At 55.6% G+C, this 18,517-nt stretch carries 16 protein-coding genes and 1 pseudogene; 8 read left to right on the top strand and 9 right to left on the bottom strand.

All coding sequences use genetic code 11. The features are described from left to right. Positions 1 to 15 precede the first annotated feature (15 nt). From mtnC to aroC, 5 genes are all read right to left on the bottom strand, one after another. Complete coding sequence (mtnC, locus tag I5961_RS09050; RefSeq protein WP_085701184.1) at positions 16 to 699, bottom strand: acireductone synthase; 684 nt, start codon at positions 697 to 699, stop codon at positions 16 to 18. Positions 700 to 703: 4 nt separating this feature from the next. After that, on the bottom strand, positions 704 to 1,249 hold the full coding sequence (locus tag I5961_RS09045; protein ID WP_227234997.1) for a 1,2-dihydroxy-3-keto-5-methylthiopentene dioxygenase: 546 nt from the start codon (positions 1,247 to 1,249) through the stop codon (positions 704 to 706). 91 nt (positions 1,250 to 1,340) lie between these two features. Further along, positions 1,341 to 1,967 carry a methylthioribulose 1-phosphate dehydratase gene (locus I5961_RS09040; RefSeq protein WP_227234996.1) on the bottom strand — a complete coding sequence of 209 codons (627 nt, stop codon included), beginning with the start codon at positions 1,965 to 1,967 and terminating at the stop codon, positions 1,341 to 1,343. Beyond that, positions 1,964 to 3,109, bottom strand: a complete 1,146-nt coding sequence (locus I5961_RS09035; RefSeq protein WP_227234995.1) for an MFS transporter — start codon at positions 3,107 to 3,109, stop codon at positions 1,964 to 1,966. Before I5961_RS09035 ends, I5961_RS09040 begins: the two co-directional genes overlap by 4 nt. Before the next feature lie 31 nt (positions 3,110 to 3,140). Continuing rightward, positions 3,141 to 4,232, bottom strand: coding sequence for a chorismate synthase (gene aroC / locus I5961_RS09030; protein ID WP_227234993.1), 1,092 nt, complete (start codon positions 4,230 to 4,232; stop codon positions 3,141 to 3,143). Positions 4,233 to 4,362: 130 nt separating this feature from the next. Here aroC and I5961_RS09025 point away from each other — a divergent pair, with 130 nt between their 5' ends. After that, positions 4,363 to 5,316, top strand: a complete 954-nt coding sequence (locus I5961_RS09025) for an alpha/beta hydrolase (RefSeq protein WP_227234991.1) — start codon at positions 4,363 to 4,365, stop codon at positions 5,314 to 5,316. Between the two features lie 148 nt (positions 5,317 to 5,464). Continuing rightward, positions 5,465 to 6,256 (top strand): hypothetical protein, encoded by a 792-nt coding sequence (locus I5961_RS09020; RefSeq protein WP_085701179.1) that lies wholly within the window; start codon positions 5,465 to 5,467, stop codon positions 6,254 to 6,256. A 42-nt stretch (positions 6,257 to 6,298) separates the two neighbouring features. On the opposite strand, the gene prmB is transcribed toward I5961_RS09020, so the two are convergent. Next, a complete protein-coding gene (gene prmB / locus I5961_RS09015) occupies positions 6,299 to 7,207 on the bottom strand; it encodes a 50S ribosomal protein L3 N(5)-glutamine methyltransferase (RefSeq protein ID WP_227234989.1) in 909 nt (302 codons plus the stop codon). A 239-nt stretch (positions 7,208 to 7,446) separates the two neighbouring features. Between prmB and I5961_RS09010 the strand changes: the two genes are divergently transcribed. The 3 genes from I5961_RS09010 to I5961_RS09000 all read left to right on the top strand — a co-directional run bounded on the left by I5961_RS09010 (position 7,447) and on the right by I5961_RS09000 (position 9,121). After that, entirely contained in the window at positions 7,447 to 8,037 is a 591-nt protein-coding gene (locus I5961_RS09010) for a cysteine hydrolase family protein (RefSeq protein ID WP_011333204.1), read from the top strand. 131 nt (positions 8,038 to 8,168) lie between these two features. Next, on the top strand, positions 8,169 to 8,489 hold the full coding sequence (locus I5961_RS09005; RefSeq protein WP_007960009.1) for a hypothetical protein: 321 nt from the start codon (positions 8,169 to 8,171) through the stop codon (positions 8,487 to 8,489). 74 nt (positions 8,490 to 8,563) lie between these two features. Beyond that, positions 8,564 to 9,121 (top strand): Smr/MutS family protein, encoded by a 558-nt coding sequence (locus I5961_RS09000; protein WP_039769915.1) that lies wholly within the window; start codon positions 8,564 to 8,566, stop codon positions 9,119 to 9,121. Positions 9,122 to 9,520: 399 nt separating this feature from the next. Here the strand turns inward: I5961_RS09000 and I5961_RS08995 are convergent, their stop codons facing one another. Next, positions 9,521 to 9,910, bottom strand: coding sequence for a hypothetical protein (locus tag I5961_RS08995; RefSeq protein ID WP_085700733.1), 390 nt, complete (start codon positions 9,908 to 9,910; stop codon positions 9,521 to 9,523). Between the two features lie 310 nt (positions 9,911 to 10,220). Here I5961_RS08995 and I5961_RS08990 point away from each other — a divergent pair, with 310 nt between their 5' ends. The 3 genes from I5961_RS08990 (at position 10,221) to I5961_RS08980 (ending at position 15,032) form a co-directional block, all read left to right on the top strand. Further along, positions 10,221 to 10,838: a response regulator gene (locus tag I5961_RS08990; protein WP_085700734.1), complete on the top strand. Its 618-nt coding sequence runs from the start codon at positions 10,221 to 10,223 to the stop codon at positions 10,836 to 10,838. Between the two features lie 11 nt (positions 10,839 to 10,849). Continuing rightward, positions 10,850 to 14,056, top strand: a complete 3,207-nt coding sequence (locus I5961_RS08985; protein WP_227234988.1) for an ATP-binding protein — start codon at positions 10,850 to 10,852, stop codon at positions 14,054 to 14,056. 127 nt (positions 14,057 to 14,183) lie between these two features. Then, on the top strand, positions 14,184 to 15,032 hold the full coding sequence (locus tag I5961_RS08980; RefSeq protein ID WP_227234986.1) for an EAL domain-containing protein: 849 nt from the start codon (positions 14,184 to 14,186) through the stop codon (positions 15,030 to 15,032). A gap of 46 nt (positions 15,033 to 15,078) precedes the next feature. On the opposite strand, the gene I5961_RS08975 is transcribed toward I5961_RS08980, so the two are convergent. Together I5961_RS08975 and I5961_RS28790 are read right to left on the bottom strand one after the other, a co-directional pair. Beyond that, the gene (locus tag I5961_RS08975) at positions 15,079 to 16,047 is read right to left on the bottom strand and encodes a fimbrial protein (RefSeq protein WP_227234985.1); all 969 of its coding nucleotides are present in this window, start codon (positions 16,045 to 16,047) and stop codon (positions 15,079 to 15,081) included. Between the two features lie 8 nt (positions 16,048 to 16,055). Next, positions 16,056 to 18,498: pseudogene (locus I5961_RS28790) on the bottom strand (fimbria/pilus outer membrane usher protein). Between the last annotated feature and the right edge of the window lie 19 nt (positions 18,499 to 18,517).

The following is an 18,517-nucleotide window of genomic DNA, read 5'->3' as shown; positions in this document are numbered from 1 at the left end:
GTCGATTGTGTGAACTCAGAAGGCTTCCGGTTCGATCCCGGTAAAGCTGTCGACGGTCACATGCCCTTCCAGCTCCCCGCCCTCACGGGCCAGCCCGCAAGTTTGCAAACCGGCGGCCCTGGCGGCGTCGAGTTCCTGGACGATGTCGGACAGGAACAGAATTTCTTTCGGCTCCACTCCGATGGCCTGTTGGATATTGCTGTATGACTGCGCTTCGCGCTTCGGGCCCGACGTGGTGTCGAAGTAGCCGCTGAACAGCGGCGTCAGATCCCCGGCTTGCGAGCAGCCGAAAATCAGCTTCTGCGCCTGGATCGAACCGGACGAATAAACAAACAGTTGATATCCGGCCTGATGCCAGCGCTGGAGCGCTTCGACGGCGTCCGGGTAAACATGCCCCTTCAACTGCCCGGCCTGATAACCCTGTTCCCAGACCATGCCCTGCAACGCTTTCAGCGGCGTGGCTTTGCGGTCTTCGGCGATCCACGCCAGCAGAATTTCCACGACCCGCTCAACGTCGGCGTGCGGTTCGTTGCTGTCGCGGCGCACCGCGTCCAGTTGCTCGGCGACGTCAGCGCGCTGGGCATTCTGGCGAACGAAGTCCGGCAGATGTTTCGCTGCGTACGGGAACAGCACGTCGAACACAAAACTCACCGCGCTGGTGGTGCCTTCGATGTCGGTGAGAATGACCTTGATCGACATCGGCTCAGTCCTCCAGACGCGGGAAGCGGCCGGCAATGTCTTCGCCGGTGAAGTTGGCAACCCAGCCTTCAGGGTTGTTGAACAGGCGGATCGCCACGAAATGCGGGTTCTCGCCCATATCGAACCAATGCTTGGTACCGGCCGGCACCGAAATCAGGTCGTTCTTCTCGCACAGCACGGCGTAGACGTAATCGTCGATGTGCAGGGTAAACAGGCCACGACCGGCGACGAAGAAACGCACTTCGTCTTCGCCATGGCGATGTTCTTCGAGGAACTTGGCGCGCAATTCGGCTTTTTGTGGATGGTCGCTGTTGAGGCTGATCACATCCACCGTGATGTAGCCGCGCTCGGTCATCAGTTTGTCGATCTGCTCTTTATAGGCACTGATCACCTCTTCCTGGCTGGCGCCGGGCTGGATTTTCGCGGCGGCCTGCCAGCGGTCGAAGCGTACGCCCTGCTCGGCCAGGGTCGAGGCGATGTCTTCGAAATGGGTCAGCACCTTGTTCGGAATTTCGGGGCTGGAAACGTGATAGACGGACAGGCTGCTCATGGGGCACTCCTCGGTATCGGCCTTGCCGTCCGGTTCTTTCAGACCGGTCGGGCACTGCATTCATCAGGCAAATGGGCTGGTTCTGGTGAAGTCAGCCTTGGCGGTTCATGACGCTGCGGGTCTTCAACTCGCATTCAAACAGGAATTCAAAGGCTTCGATCTGGCGCAACGCGTCGCTCATCTGCGCGCCCCAGGTGTAGAGGCCGTGGCCACGAATCAGATAACCGACGCAATCGGGATGGGCGTCGAGCCAAGGCTGCACCTTGGCGGCAAGGCGCGCAATGTCCTGATCGTTGTCGAAGATCGGCACGCGCACCCGGGATTCGTGGGTGGAGATGCCGCTGAAGGCCTTTTGCAGTTCGTAGTCTTCGAACTCGATAAAGTCTTCCGGCGTCAGGCGCGACAGCACCGTGGCGTTCACCGAATGGGTGTGCAACACGGCGCCGATTTGCGGACGCCAGCTATAGAGCTGGGTGTGTAGCAGGGTTTCGGCGGACGGTTTTTTGCCCGGTTCCAGGCTGTTGCCGGACAGGTCGGTAGCGAGCACATCGTCCAGACCCAACTGGCCCTTGTGCTTGCCGGACACGGTCAGCAGCGCTTCGCTCGGTGACAGGCGCGTCGAGTAATTGCTGCTGGTGGCCGGCGACCAGCCGCGACCATAAAGAAAACGCCCGGCGTCGACAATTTGCTGGGCGAGCTGTTCACGGGTAAGGCTCATGGCCTGTCCTCTTGCATTCGAATGGCAATGATAACGGCAGCGGCGAGCGCTGCGAGACTGGCAATACTAAAGGTCAATGTCGCGCCGAGGGCATTCCAGCTGTAGCCGGAATACAACGCGCCGAGCGCACCGCCCGTGCCGGCCAGCGCTGCGTACAACGCCTGGCCCTGCCCTTGCTGGCGCGCGCCGAAGCTACGTTCCACGACCGCGATGGCAGCCGCATGAAAGCTTCCGAACGTCGCCGCGTGCAGCACCTGGGCAAACAACAGGATCCACAGGAATTCGGCGAACGAACCTAGCAGCAACCAGCGCAGCGCCGCCAGCAGAAAACTCGCCATCAGCACCCGCCGCAGGGAAAAACGCGCGAGGATCCGGCTCATGGCCATGAACATCAGCACTTCCGCCACCACGCCGACCGCCCAGAGCATGCCGATCACGCCACGGCTGTAACCCAGTCGTTCGAGGTGCAAGGTCAGAAACGTGTAATACGGCCCGTGACTCATCTGCATCAGCGCCACGCAACCGTAGAACGCCAACACGCCGGGATTGCGCAACTGTTTGAGAAAGCCTTCGCCCGTCGGCCGGTTACCCTGAGGCGGCTGAGCGTTCGGCACCCACAAACTGCTGAGCACGATGCCGGCCATGATCAACACCAGCGCCGCCGGGTAAATGTCGAGGCTGAGCCATTCGAACAGGCGCCCGAGGGCGACCACGGTGATGATGAAACCGATCGAGCCCCACAGGCGAATCTGACTGTAGCGGGCGGTCTGGCCCTGTAAATGCGCCAAGGTGATGACTTCGAACTGCGGCAGCACCGCGTGCCAGAAGAAAGCGTGCAAGGCCATGACCATCGCCAGCCAGGCGTAGGTCTTGCTGACGAAGATCAGTGAGAAGGTCAGCAGCGTACACACCGCGCCAAAGCGCACGATCGCCAGGCGTCTGCCGGTGTAATCGCCAAGCCAGCCCCAGATGTTCGGCGCCACGCAGCGCATCAGCATCGGGATCGCCACCAGCTCGCCGATGCGCGCGGCGCTGAATCCGAGGTGATCGAAGTACAGCGCCAGAAACGGCGCCGTCGAGCCAAGCAAGGCGAAATAGAACAGATAGAAACTGGACAGCCGCCAGTACGGGAGCGCCGCCACGGTCAGACCGCGGCGGCTTTGAGATCACCCATCAAAGCTGACCCAGCACCGGAGTGCTTACACGCACGTCGGCGTTCTGGCCACGGTGACGCAACAGGTGATCCATCAACACGATGGCCATCATCGCCTCGGCAATCGGCGTGGCGCGGATGCCGACGCACGGATCGTGGCGGCCTTTGGTAATCACTTCGACCGGGTTTCCATCGATGTCAATCGAACGGCCCGGAGTGGTGATGCTCGAGGTCGGCTTCAAGGCCAGGTGCGCGACGATCGGCTGACCCGAAGAGATCCCGCCGAGGATGCCGCCGGCGTTGTTGCTGAGGAAACCTTGCGGGGTCAGTTCGTCACGGTGCTCAGTGCCGCGTTGGGCGACGCAGGCGAAACCGGCGCCGATTTCCACGCCTTTGACCGCGTTGATGCTCATCAGCGCGTGGGCCAGTTCGGCGTCGAGGCGGTCGAAGATCGGCTCGCCCAAGCCCGGCATCACGCCTTCGGCAACCACGGTGATCTTCGCCCCGACGGAGTCCTGATCGCGGCGCAACTGGTCCATGTAGGCTTCCAGCTCCGGCACTTTGTCCGGATCCGGGCTGAAGAATGCATTCTGCTCGACCGATTCCCAGGTCTTGAACGGGATTTCGATCGGGCCCAGCTGGCTCATGTAGCCGCGAATGACGATGCCCTGGCTGGCCAGGTACTTCTTGGCGATGGCGCCAGCGGCGACGCGCATGGCGGTTTCCCGCGCGGAGCTGCGACCGCCGCCGCGATAATCGCGCTCGCCGTATTTGTGGTGGTAGGTGTAGTCGGCGTGGGCCGGGCGGAACAGGTCCTTGATCGCCGAGTAGTCCTTGGATTTCTGGTCGGTGTTGCGGATCAGCAGGCCGATGGAGCAGCCGGTGGTGCGACCTTCAAACACGCCAGAAAGGATTTCGACTTCGTCGGCTTCCTGGCGCTGGGTGGTGTGGCGGCTGGTGCCCGGCTTGCGACGGTCGAGGTCGCGCTGCAGGTCTTCAAGGGAAATCTCCAGGCCCGGCGGGCAGCCGTCGACAATGGCGACCAACGCCGGACCATGGCTTTCGCCCGCGGTGGTGACAGTGAACAGCTTGCCGTAGGTATTGCCGGACATGCAGGACGCTCCGTGAAATCGAACCCAAATTCGTGATGCGCGCCAGTATACGCAGGCTAACCGAGTAGTTCATCCTCGAACCTTAGCGGTGCGGGTGAGTCCAACCGGCACCTTGGCAAATGATGGCGTGATGATGCTGCGAGTTTTGATCTTGAGTCTTTCCCTGTTTACCGGCTTCGTCCAGGCGACTGTCCTGCAACGTCCGGTCACGTTGACTACCGACAACGGCAAACTTTTCGGCTCGCTGTTGCTGCCGAAATCCGACAACCCCGTGCCGGTTGTCCTGATCCTTTCTGGCTCGGGTCCTACGGATCGTGACGGAAACAACCCCGATGGCGGGCGCAATGACAGCCTCAAGCGATTGGCCTGGGTGCTGGCCAGACACAACGTCGCCAGTGTGCGTTTCGACAAGCGCGGCGTGGCTGCCAGCCTGGCGGCGACCCCGGATGAGCGAAACCTGTCGGTGGAAGCCTATGTGGCGGACGCCGTGGCCTGGGGACAGAAGCTGAAAGCCGATCCGCGCTTCGGCCCGTTGATCCTGCTCGGCCACAGCGAAGGCGCGCTGATTGCCAGCCTTGCTGCTCCAAAGGTCGACGCAGCGGCGGTCATTTCGCTCTCCGGCACGGCTCGACCGATCGATCAGGTGCTGCGCCGGCAACTGGCCCGCAGCCTCCCTCCTGCGCTGATGCTGCGCAGCAATGAACTGCTCGACAGCCTCAAGGCCGGGCGCACCGACGACAATGTGCCGGCGCCGTTGCAGGTGATTTTCCGTCCGAGCGTGCAGCCGTACCTCATTTCGCTGTTCCGTCAGGATCCGGCAGCGGCCTTCGCCCGGCTGAAAATGCCGGCGCTGATCGTGCAAGGCAGCAACGACATTCAAGTTCAGGTCGATGATGCGAAATTGCTCAAGGCCGCCAAACCGGACGCGCAACTGGCGCTGATCGAAGGCATGAACCACGTGTTGCGCATCGTGCCCAACGACGTGAAGCGGCAACTGGCTTCCTACAAGGACCCGAATTTGCCCCTGGCGGCGGAGCTGGGGACCCGCGTCCTTGAATTTATTGACGGACTTCGCACCCGTTAAGCGCTAGGGGGCGTTCTCAGCTAGTTTTCACGCGTAAAAACTAGCTGAGAACGCCCCCAGACCCTCTAGGACTTTGAAAAACGGCCGATAAGCCTTTGTCGCCAGCGTACCGGCTGGCGGCAAGCAGCTTGGACAGGATCTCGCCGTTATGACTGATACCCAGACTTCACCCGACACCACCGCTGAAAAAGACGCACCGCCAGCGGTCGAGCTGCCATGGGCGGACGTCCACGTCGAGCACCACAAGATGCTCCGCCTGGCGCCGTTACAGACCGACCGCAACACCGGCGGACGGCCGCTGCGCTTCGTTGAGTTCGGTTACGCGGAACGCAACAGCAAAGAACACAGCCTGATGCGCATGGCGATCAAGTTGCCCGCTCAGCGCGTTCGCAAGGAACAGAATCATCTGGACGTGTGGGTCGACCACGCGACCAAACGCGTGCATTTCGGCCCGGACAGCGGTTTGCAGATCGAACCGATGAACCGTGGCATCGGCCGTTTCATGGCCGCCCAGGGCATCAATTGGGCGAAAAAGCGCTGGCCCACCTACACCGTCGACGGCATGGACTTGAACAACAAGGACGCGCTGAACGAAGACACCCGCCTGCGCCGCGACCACTTTCTGCGGGTGCATGGCTTCGACGTGGTTTACGCCGACGCCCAGCATTTGAAGGGTAGCGTCAAGGAAGTCCAGGTCGGTGACCTGCTGGGCGACTGGAACAGCGAAAAGCTGCAGATCGTCGAAATTCTTGAAGCTGCACAGATGCTGCAGCAGGCCGAGCAGAATCTGGCCGAGCAGGAAGTGAAGCTGAAGAAGCAGGAAGACAAGGTCAGCAAGTTCAAGCGCGAAGACGCCGGATTGCGCTTCACCATTACCTGCCTGGTGGCGTTTGCGGTGTTTCAGGCCGGGCTGCTGATCTGGATTGCAACGCACCGCTAAGCCAATGATCGTTCCCACCGGGGTGGGAACGATCGTTTCAGGTCAGACGCGGGAAGCGAACAGCGCCTGATGTTCGCGGCACTGTTCGGCAGTCAGCATGAACACGCCATGCCCGCCGCGCTCGAACTCCAGCCAGGCGAAATCGACTTCCGGGTACAGCGCTTCGACGTGTACCTGGCTGTTGCCCACCTCGACAATCAGCAAACCCTTCTCGGTCAGATGATCCGCCGCTTCGGCGAGCATCCGACGCACCAGGTTCAAACCATCGTCGCCGCAGGCCAGGCCCAGTTCCGGCTCGTGCTGGTATTCGTCCGGCATGTCGGCGAAATCTTCCGCATCGACGTAGGGCGGGTTCGACACGATCAGGTCGAAACGTTGACCCGGAAGCCCATCGAAACCATCGCCCTGCACGGTGAACACACGCTCATCGACGCCATGACGCTCGATGTTCTGGTTCGCCACTTCCAGCGCTTCGAATGACAGATCCGCCAGCACCACTTCGGCGCTCTGGAACTCGTATGCGCACGCGATACCGATGCAACCGGAGCCGGTGCACAGATCGAGAATGCGCGCGGGTTCGTCACCGATCCATGGGGCAAAACGGTTTTCGATCAGCTCGCCAATCGGCGAACGCGGGATCAGCACGCGTTCATCGACGATGAACGACATGCCGCAGAACCAGGCTTCGCCCAGCAGGTAAGCGGTCGGAATGCGTTCTTCGATGCGGCGCTTGAGCAGGCGCTGAAGGTTGACCAGCTCATCGTCTTCCAGCGCGCAATCGAGATAGCTGTCGGCGATTTCCCATGGCAAGTGCAAGGCACCGAGCACTAGCTGTCGGGCTTCGTCCCAGGCATTGTCGGTGCCATGGCCGAAAAACAGATCCTCCCCATGGAAGCGGCTGACGGCCCAACGGATGTGGTCGCGCAGGGTACGAAGTCGGGAAGTGATCACGGGGCAGAACTCCAGAAAAAACGACTGGCGATTCTAGCAGCCAAAACGCTCCACGACGACGCAGGAAGGATTCCGGGGCGACGGTAGGACGCTTCCGATTTTCCACTCGGCTATTGAACAGATCGTGTAACTTGACAAGGCTGCAGGCCAGCAACGACGGTGCCTACGATGGTAGCGATTCACAGAACCGCTCAGCCAGAGGACAATGTCGCAAAAGCCCCACCCGAAGGAGCCCCAGAATGTCCGTTCCAAAAACGATGTTTCAACTCAGCGGTCGCGGTTACGCAGCGGCCACGTTGAGCCATGCCACCGTGGTCATCATCGATGCCCAGAAAGAGTACCTCAGCGGCCCGCTGGCCCTGAGCGGCATGGACGCGGCGGTTGCGAACATCAAACAACTGGTTGCCGCCGCCCGTGCAGCCGGCCGGCCGATCGTGCACGTGCGTCACCTCGGCACTGTCGGCGGTCTGTTCGACCCGCAGGGCGAGCGCGGCGAGTTCATCCCCGGCCTGGAACCCCAGGGCGATGAAACCATCATCGGCAAGTTGCTGCCGAGCGCCTTTCACGGCACCGAACTCTACGATCGTCTGCAAACCATCGGCTCGCTGGACCTGATCGTCTGCGGCTTCATGAGCCACTCCAGCGTCAGCACCACCGTGCGCGCGGCGAAAAACCTGGGTTTCCGTTGCACCCTCGTCGAAGACGCCTGCGCCACCCGCGATCTGCCGTTCAAGGGCCGCGTGCTCAGCGCCGAACAGGTGCAGGAAGCGGAAATGGCAATCATGGCCGACAACTTCGCCACCCTCGCGCTGACCCAGGATCTGATCTGATCGACCGAAAATGAGCGGCTCAGCCCGCCGCTCATCTGCAAAGACCTCGCATTTGCTTCAATTACCCTAGCCTCAGGAACAACCCGGTCAACTCCCGGTCGAAGGGCCGATACCCATTGAGGAAGGTCGGAATGAAGTTATCCGATGGATTTGACGCACGCCGCTTGCGGCCCAAAGGCCAAAGCAACTGGCGATTTCGATTCGGCGCGGCGATCGCGGCCATTCTGGCCACGTTCGGCGTGCTGCTGGCGATGGCCGGGGCCGCCAGCCTGCTGGGGCGCCCGCCGGCGCTCGGCGATCTGAATGCAACACCGCTCGGCTCGGCAATCATTCTCGCGGTCGGCCTGCTGTTCCTGTATTTCGGTGTGGCCCTGTGGCGTCGGTGCCGGCGTCGCGCACGGCAATCGCGGGAGTTGAACATGTCCCCGCACCTGATGAAAAAACATGATTGAATCGACGGCCTGGCTTTTTGCCGGGCCGTTTTGTGTCTGTTTGGGTAAACTGGCCGCCCTTCGCGGAGGCTGACATGCAAGACGACGATTTTTCCCTGTTCAAAAGTGCGATCCAAGGCGTCAAGCCGATCAAGCACGACCGCGCCGACACCGGCAAACCCAAGGCTGACCGTGACCGGATCGCCAAGCTGCGCCAGTCTGCCACCGTGCGCACCGACACCACGACCGTTGACGGCTTGTCCGATCAGTTCGTGATTGACGTCGGCCCGGAAGACGAGCTGATGTGGGCTCGCGACGGGGTGCAGGAAAGCCAGATGCGCAAGCTCAAGATCGGGCAGATCCCGTTCGAAGGCAGCCTCGACCTGCACGGCATGAGCGTGGAAAAGGCCCGCGAAACCCTTTGGGCCTTTCTGGCCGAAGCGACCAAATTCGAAATCCGCTGCGTGCGCGTCACCCACGGCAAGGCTGTGCGTCTGGACGGCAAGCGGCCGATGATCAAAAGCCACGTCAACACCTGGCTGCGCCAGCACGCGCAAGTGCTCGGTTTCTGCTCGTGCCAGGCGAAACATGGCGGTGCCGGCGCCGTGTATGTGATGCTCAAACGCACCATGATGGAAGGCCGCGACGAATAATCCCGTTACACCGAACTTGCAGGGTCGTGTCCGCCACCGTACCCTTGCCCTTTGCGAAAATCCCCACAGGTAGTTTCATGTCCCTGGAACAGAATTACACCGCCATGTTTAGGGGGTGGGAGTAGGTTCTCAGGGGTAATGAAATCAGGGGCTTAGCACCGAGGAAAACTCAGAATTTCGTGCTAAAACACGGTTATTGGTACAGAAATTGGTACGGCATTTAGATCCCACGTACATGAAACAAGCCCCGCATCGCTCGAAACGATGCGGGGCTTGTTTCATTGTTGAAAGATAGCCTGGCCGTAAATCGAATGGCGGCTTCCGGCCAAAAGCAGACGGTTTCGCAGCGTTAATCGCCGTTTCTTGAGCCTTTGAAGTTTCTACAGTAGGACGGGCGATTCAACGCGTAAGCGGCGGATTCATTACCTTTTTCAAATCCTCGGTACGAATGGGTAACTGCATGACTTGCAGCATCGCTACTGAACGCTTTTTACCCCACTCCAGGAGCTGGCGGCGCTCCTGAGAATTTACGTCTGCCGTGAGGATGATCTGGTCGATTGCTCTGTAACACGCAATGGACTTAACGCTTTCGCCGTCTTTGTGTATGTCGAAGTTGTCAAAAAAAAGCGCACTGAACCGATGACCTTTGTCCAGCAACTCCACAATTTGATTTGCCGTATTTCGAAGTGAAATGTCGAAAAGTCCCAGCTCGTTCAGCAAGCGCGTGAACTCCAGCAGTCCGCCGGGGCGCTTGCCGATCACGGCGACTCGTTCCTGTTGACGATGCATTACTGTGCTCCTGAATAACTCCAAGCAGCCTATGCAAATGAGCGAGCGCGGTAGACAAGAAAAATCTTGTTTAACATGAGGTTTTTCCTCGAAAAATACCCCGAACAACACGAAAGGATGTCTGACGTGTTCTCCAGAGATATCATTGCGACACTGGTTTAACGAATTAGCACTGGTTTCAGATGAAGTGCGAGAAACGTGTTGTCAATGGACGTGGGCTAATGCATTAGGGGGTGAGCAAATCACCCAAGTGAGCCAAGACTCTTCCTCGTATTCTCAGAGTGAAACGCCATCATATTTCGGTGACTGAATGAGTAAAAAAATCCTGATCGTTGATGATCATCCACTGATCTGCCATGCCATTCGCTCAGCTCTCGAACCGGTCGGCTTTGAGGCCGTAGGCGAAACTGCCGACGGCGTTGAAGCCGTGCGAATGATTGAGTCGCTCAAGCCCGACATAGTGATCCTGGACATAGGGTTGGAAAAAGTCGACGGCCTGACGGTGCTAAAACGCATCAGGCGAGACAAGCTAGATACCCGCGTGCTGGTCTACACCTCCCAGGCCAAGGAAAACTACGCATCGCGGTGCCTGCAGTCCGGTGCCAGTGGTTTCGTCAGCAAAAGCGAACCTATCAGCAAGCTGGTCAAAGCGATGGAGACAGTGGCAGACGGATACATTTTTTTTCCAAAAGATGCCATGCCTCTACTTGGCAACGTCGAGCTGACAACCGACGTCGAAGGTCTTACCGACAGGGAGTTGCAGATCTTCAAGTTGCTGGCTGAGGGTTTTTCCAATGCTGAGATTGCTACTCGCCTAAACCTGAGCACCAAGACAGTCAGTGGGCACAAGGTCAACATCCAAAGCAAGTTGGGTGCTAACTCGCTGATCGAACTGGCCGACATTGCTCGCCGGCATAATTTGATATAGCGGTGCCTCACGTGAAAGCCTACCTGCAGCCCGTTCAAATCCTGTCAGTATTGCTTCTTTTACTCTGTGGCTCCGGCAAGCTTTTATATGCCCAAGAATTGATACCCGTTGCACGACAATCACTGAGTGAGCTAGTAGCCCATCTTTCCGAATCGGATCAGCAATGGCTTGCACGGAAAAAAGTGCTCGTTGTTGGTGTATTTGAGGATTCACTGCCGCCCTTTCGAATCTTTGAGGAAGACCAACGCTTCGAAGGCTTGATGGCTGACTACCTGATGGCGTTTCAGCGAGAGCTTCACGTTCCTACTCGACTGCAATCATTCCAAACTCGCGAAGCCATGTATGCTGCACTGCGTGACGGAACCATCGATATGGTTAGCAACGTCACCCCGTTGATGGCCAAAAATCAGGGTTTGAGTCTTAGCTCTCCTTATGCTTTGACAGACCTAGCGCTTTTTTCCGAAGGCGGAGATTTACACGAATACAGCACCAAGGATGGACAAACCCGGATTGCCTTCTCCAACAGTAAAATTCTTGACATGTTTGAAAGTATTGGAGGCCGGGGGCGCTTCCAACATTACCCCTCCGCCCTGCTGGCAATGGCATCGGTGCTGACCGGGGAGAACGATGTATTTCTGGGTGACACACTCTCCAGCCATTATTTGTCCAGCCAGCTATTCAGCAGTCAACTTGTCGTTAACCAAAGTGCGAAGCTACCTGAGGTAAAAGTCGGATTCGGTCTGAGGCCGGATGACAAAATATTGCAGGACATTATTGACCGAATGCTGGGGGGGCTGGACCGCTGCCAAATCATCAATGCCCAATACCTGTGGGGCGATACCGAGGACTGTAATCCGAGCGAGTTTCGTAATCGACTCAGCGCCGCGGAACGTGAATGGCTCGACCGGTCTCCAACGGTGCCGTTGGCTGTCAGTGAGGATCTGGCACCTTACGCCTTCTTCAATAGCCGAGGACGGTTCAACGGCATCGCATCTGACGTTCTGGACATCATTCGACGCAAGGCAGGCATCCGTTTCGATATTCATCGCGTCAGCTCGATCACCGAGGCTGACGAGCTACTTGATCACGGCAAAGCGATTCTCAGCATACTGCCGACCACATCACCAACTTCATTGCCGTATCTTCATACCAGGCCACTGACTACAGCCCCCTATCTCTTTGTACAACGTCAAGAAGCAGCACAAGTCAACCTTGATGCGAAAAGCCGAACTGTGGTCGCGTTTGCGAAAGGCTATGCCGATCCCAAATCGTTGCGCCGCCAGTATCCAAATGTTGCTTTTAAAGAAACCGAGACGATGGGAGAGGCTTTCAAGCTGGTACGGGAAAGCAGTGCCGATATGGTCTTGGCGCCCGCCAACGTAGCCCGCTACTACCTATCCTACAAATATGAAAGTAGCCTGAGGATCGGAGGTGTCTTCAACGGTCCAGGTGTGGGAATCGTGTTTGCAGCACCGAAGGATCAGATGTTATTCATATCCATACTCGACAAGGCAATGCTTGACATAACGCCTCGCAAGAACTTACAGATTATTGGTAGATGGCGCGCTAACTCGGCGACTGATGACAAGTACTGGGAGGGGGTAACATCGTACGTCTGGCGTTCTTTTGAGGTGCTCGGCGTCTTGCTTGTTGTTGCTGGCCTCCTGATTCTAGCTCAGCGTCGTCGTATCCGTCGTAAACGGCTAGATTTACAACAGCGCCAGTTGCTACTGGACGAACTGCAGGTTGCCAAAGAGTCAGCGGATCGGGCCAGCCGTGCCAAAAGTGTGTTTCTCGCGACGATGAGCCATGAGATTCGCACTCCGCTCAATGCCATCATAGGCATGCTGGAGCTGGTGCTGACACGCAAGGTAGACGCCGAGCTAAATCGGCAGTCCATTCATATTGCCTACGAATCGGCCATCAGCCTATTGGCCCTGATCGGCGACATCCTTGATATCTCACGCATAGAGTCGGCCAAGTTAGTTCTGACGCCTGAACCGGTGCGGATGAAGGATCTGCTGGAGTCTGTGAGCAATGTGTTCTCTGGACTCGCACGGCAGAAACAGCTGCATATAAAACTGAATATCGATGCACTGGCGGAGGAACAGGTTTGGGCCGATGCCGTCAAGATCAAACAGATCGTCTCAAACTTGCTGAGTAACGCAATCAAGTTCACTGAGTACGGGACAATTAGTATCCAGTGCTCGGTACAGGCAGTTGGAAGCTCTACATTGAGCTTTTGTATCAGTGTCAGCGATACCGGAGCGGGTATCCATTCAATACATCTGGATCAGCTATTCAAACCATTTTACCTGGCCGATGGCGCCGTGAGTGATCCTAATGCGGGTGCCGGGCTAGGACTGGCCATCAGCCAAGCACTTTGTAAGCTGATGCAAAGCACCCTGCAGGTCCAGAGCGAGTTGGGTAGCGGCACCCAGATGAGTTTTTCAATCAATCTTGAAAAGGTGATCGTTGACGCTACTGTATTACCTTCTCTGAAGGCACAAGCGCCCCAAGAAGCTCATGAAATACTCACCGTATTGATCGTCGAAGACCACCTGCCGAGTCAATATTTACTCGTTCAGCAAATTGAATACCTAGGACATCGCACACTAACCGCTAACAATGGTCTGGAGGGACTTGGAGTCTGGAGTGAGCATGAGGTCGATATCGTGATCACTGATTGCAACATGCCCGAAATGGATGGGTTAGAAATGACCCGGTCGATTCGACGTATTGAGAAAGGCAGAGGCATTAAACCCGGTCTGATCATTGGTCTGACGGCGGATGCTCAGCGCGAAGTCCAGCAAGCATGCCGAATTGCTGGTATGGATCACGTGCTGGCGAAACCTACTGATCTCGCTGCGCTCAATCAGATGATTCCCAAGTTTGGACACGAGCAGCCTAACGCGCACGGCGGTCCATCCTGGACGAGTAATATCCGCGCAAAAATGGCCGAGCAGGTTACGAGGAGCAACGAGGGTGAAAGTGCTGCGCTACGCCGAGCGCTGGAAACCCACGATCTCGTAGAAATCAAGCGCATTGTCCACAAAATAAAAGGCACTGCTTACCTGTTGAATCACCAGATTCTATTGGAACGTTGCCTAGAAATGGAAGAACTTGCTAGTGGAAGAATCGGCAGGGACATTAACGATTCAGGACAGGCAATCCTCAGCTGTCTGGAAAACATAAATAAATCACTGCTAGTACGCTGACTTAGACACCAAGAAAAATCTCAGGCCAATTCAAGATTTATCTCGAATTCAATCCAGATACATCTCTGAAGCCATAATTAATTACTCACATACCCTTGGTCGAAAATTTTAACCAGGGCTTCACGACATGCGCACTGCATTCTGCATCATAAATACCGACAGCGACCTTAATCGACCTGACACACAGTTAAAGACTGACACAGTGCAGGCCCAAGAAATTCGTAAAGGGTTGCGTCAAGGCGAATTCAAGGCGTTTCTACAACCGAAATTTGATCTGAACAGCAATGCACTGCTTTCAGTGGAAGTCCTTGCGCGATGGAAGCATCCTGACCATGGCCTTTTGGCACCCGCCGTATTCATACCAACGATGTTCCGCGAAAATCTGCTCGATGATTTGCTGCACAACCTCCTCCAGCAAGGTCTTGCTCATCAAATTGTCCTACACGACAAAGGTCATAGATTTGGATTCGCCTTTAATTTAAGCCTGTCACAATTATCCAATACCAATTTTCTCGAAAAGCTGATCAGTCGCCTAGAAAAGCATCCCCTACCTTTGGCATCGGTAACTTTCGAAATAACAGAGGATGGTCCTACAATAGCGGACGAAGTCTGTATTAAGAGTGTAATTCGCCTTCGTCAGCTCGGTGTACGTCTGTCACTAGACGATTATGGGACAGGCCAGTCGTCGCTGTTTCGCTTGTGCCAACTACCTTTCGATGAAATTAAACTAGCTGGCGAATTCACGCGGCAGATACTCAGTTCGTCAAAACACCGCAGTATCGCCCGGACGACGGTCATGCTGGCTAGAGAGCTGGGCATACAACTGGTTGTGGAAGGAATAGAAACGGAAGAGCAGCGTTGCTGCCTGTCAGAGATGGGAGTAAGGATCGGGCAAGGCTATTACTGCGCACGCCCGATGCCATTTGAATCCCTCCTAGCGGGACTCACCTCGCGAAACAATAATTTTGCAGCGTGATTTCATGTAGGTCGAGCATTGAACACTCGACCTGCAAACAGTGGCTTCAGTTGTAATCCAGGATGTAGTTCAACACAGCATCCGCCCGCCCGGGTTTTGGTTCAACACCCCCTTTGCGTGCGTACTTCGCGTCGAAATCGAAGGAATACAATTCGCCGTCTTGCTCGGTTTTCACCCATTTCATAGCAAGCCCCCCTGCCTTATTGAAAGGTAGCTTCACTCCGCTTGCCGTGGTCAGCGAGATACCAATACCCTCCGCGCCGCCTGGTGTCAGATTGAGCATCCCTGGGCCGTCATTGCTCCCTTCAAAGTAAACTTTCAAGGGCAGTTTCGTCCCTGGTAAAACTCCGGTGCACAAGATTTCTAGGCCAACATTGCGAGGTGTCTGTTGTTCAAGAAGAGCAATCGCCACTTTACCAAGAGGGATGTCTTGAGTTTTGCTACCAGAACATCCAGAAAAAAAGGTTTGCGAGCTTAGTTCATTCGTACCAATAATTGAAATTTCTGCAGCATCCCAGTCTTGAAACATAGCGCGAACCTTAAAGTTCAACGAAACATTCCCCGTCTTCACATCCCTACCAGTGCGAACATATTCAACGTCAAATTTATTCGGAAGCCCTACCACACAGTTTGCACAGCTTCTACCACTCCCCGAAAAGGGCACACTCTGGTTGAGCTCCGGATTTTTCATACGCACTCCAACCCCTGGTATGTTAGTCTGATATACATCACTAAATCCATCAACCAATTCACCATCCATCGTATAAGTAAAATTAATAGATGTTAACCCTGGGCACTTCACGTAATTTAAACTCTGCGCCGCCAGATTTATTGACTGATAAGCCATTCGATCGCCAATCTTAGCGAAATAAAGTGTTTTTGGCGAAGGCGCAGAAGTAAAAAATCTTTTAACATACTGGTTGACACCACCTACATACCAATAACATCTGGCAGAATTATCTGCTCTGGCATTACTACCTATCATCATGAAAAAAATGGTTAAAAAAACAGACATTAGACACTTCAATTTTTGGTTCCTCGATCAGCCTGAAAACCGCAGGTGATATTCATTCGGTCATAGGTCAACGCATTGTCTTTTGGAGGTAACTTATAAGGCGCGGAGCATATTCCGTCCGCCCACTTCACTTTCAACCATCCTTCATTCTTGATACCGAAGACCAGTGCACGCGACTGGTTATCAACCACTGCCAATAATTTGCCCCCCTCATCTTCTACCTGAGCACCAAATGGCAGCTTCTTTCCGTCATGTAGTACAAGATCGATCTGCACACGTCTTCCAGACGATGCATCGAAGTGCGCCTTGACCACAGCCCCACGGCGCGGCACAACTCGCGCAGAAGTTTCAAGAACGTCCACATCTGTGCCAAGTGTCTGGGTGTCGAGACCAATATCGTTATAACGGTAAGGCTGTACGTAACTTTCAATCGCGTATCCGGAGCTATCGGTACGTGAAGTTGCGCCATTGACGGTTGCGCCCTTGACACCCGGCACCTCCACCAGCGCGAAAGTTTCGCCGACAGGTTGGCCAAAAGTGACACCACTACTGTGAGCGACCACAGACCCAGACGCGGATAGATCCATGTGACGGGAGGAGCCAGCCATCGAGTAATTTCCTGCCACTTTGGCCATTGGAGCATCCCAGCCCATACCGACACTGCTGGAACGCTGACTACCATAGGTACCCGCTTGGGCGGAATAAGAGAGCTTGCCGGCATCGTCGAGATAACCTGAAACCCCAGTCTGAAGACTGTCGTCATCTTTGACCGAACGGGTAAAGTTGCTATATACACGCTGAGAACGGGAACTAGAACCAAAGGGAATACTCACGGCGAACGCAAGTTGGTTATCTGATTCCCGCGATCGGCCACCACTCTGCGTATGTGAAGCAGTAATACTGTAGGTAACTTCGCCAACACTACCACTGTACCCCAGCTGCAGACGTCGGGTACTACCGGCACGGTTCCAATAGTTAGTCTCACCCGCACTGACAAAAACAGAACCACGCCCACCAATAGTCTGGTTGATGTTCAGATCGAGTCGACTCTTGGGGCGACCACTGATGAAATTTTGTTGGTCAGCTTCGCTGTTTTCCTGAATGTGCTCGCTTAGCGTTCGATAACCCGATGTGGAATAACGGTAACCCACCATCGTGAATGTTGTATTGGTGCTATTGAGAGTTTTCGAATAAAGAAAGCGCGCACTTTGCCCGGTTGTGGCCTTGCCAGTATCCGGACGCGATTGACTGTTGGTGATATCGAGCGACATCCCCCCATTCCCGTGTTCAGGCCGAGGCCAAAGTTAAAAGCGTTGTAGCCTTCGGCACTAAGCACACCTCCATACGTGGTCAGATTATCGGTTGCACCGTAGACCGCTGTTCCCTGAATTAAATTCGGAGACTCCATCCCTTCGTTGTCGTATTTGCCCAAAGACAGGCTGTACTGGAACGTCCCCTGCCGTACCATCACCGGCAAATAGGAATATGCTTGAGTATATTTGCGCTGACGTCCATCGGATTCAATGATCGTGACTTCTAAGTCGCCGTTGGAACCACCAGGATAAATATCGTGAATCTCAAAGGCACCTGGCGAGACAGTGGTAGAGTAGATAACGTAACCGTTCTGACGAACTTCGACAGTGGCATGGGTTTCAGCAATGCCGCGCACAACGGGTGCATAACCTGATTCGTCATCAGGAAGCATACCGATGTCTGAACCGAGCTGAATTCCTCGAAAGCGGCTACTGTCGAAAATGTCGCCATTTGTATAAAGCTGTCCGACTGCAAATCGGCCTTTGATGGACGTCACGTCATGTTCAAGATAGGTGCGGTTGCTTGAAAAGCTTCGCGACATACCGGTGCTCTGGCTGAGCGAAGAATTGTTACGAAAGCGCCATTGCCCTATGTTGAAGCCGTTACGTAATCCGAGATACCCGTAGTTACTCTCAAATCCCCCCCCGTATTACGGTTGAAGTTCAGCTGATAGTTCGTAAATGCAGCAGTGATCCCGTCATCCCACAGCGATGGATCAACATAGCCGCGCGAACGCCGCTTGATATACGCCTGTGGAATACTGATAGACAGAGACAACTTGGAAACATCCATTTCCACTACCGCCCCGTCTATACGCAATATGCTAACGGGCTCTTCTTCTGTAACTCCTTTAGATACAATGCCCTCTTTTAGTAGCCGCTCGACGTCCACACCTAATTCACGAAGCAAACCGAAGCTCAGGACGGGGTGCGCATCAGCATTTGGCGTATCTTCGTCAGCAACGAAAGAGATATCTTGGCGTCGCTCAAGACGCTGGTTTAGATAAACATCAACGCTATAAACGCCAGGCATTACGCCATTTGATTGTTCAAAGAAACGCAGGTCGACCTTTGCGCCTTTGTCCTTCAAGAACATTGGGTTGAACTGCGCAGCGGACGCAGCAGAAGCGCCCAACATACTTGCAGCGGCCAAGCAG

Source organism: Pseudomonas sp. IAC-BECa141 (assembly GCF_020544405.1).
GTDB lineage: Bacteria > Pseudomonadota > Gammaproteobacteria > Pseudomonadales > Pseudomonadaceae > Aquipseudomonas.
The sequence above is the reverse complement of the archived record's forward strand: the minus strand, read 5'-3'. Positions and strand labels throughout refer to the sequence as shown.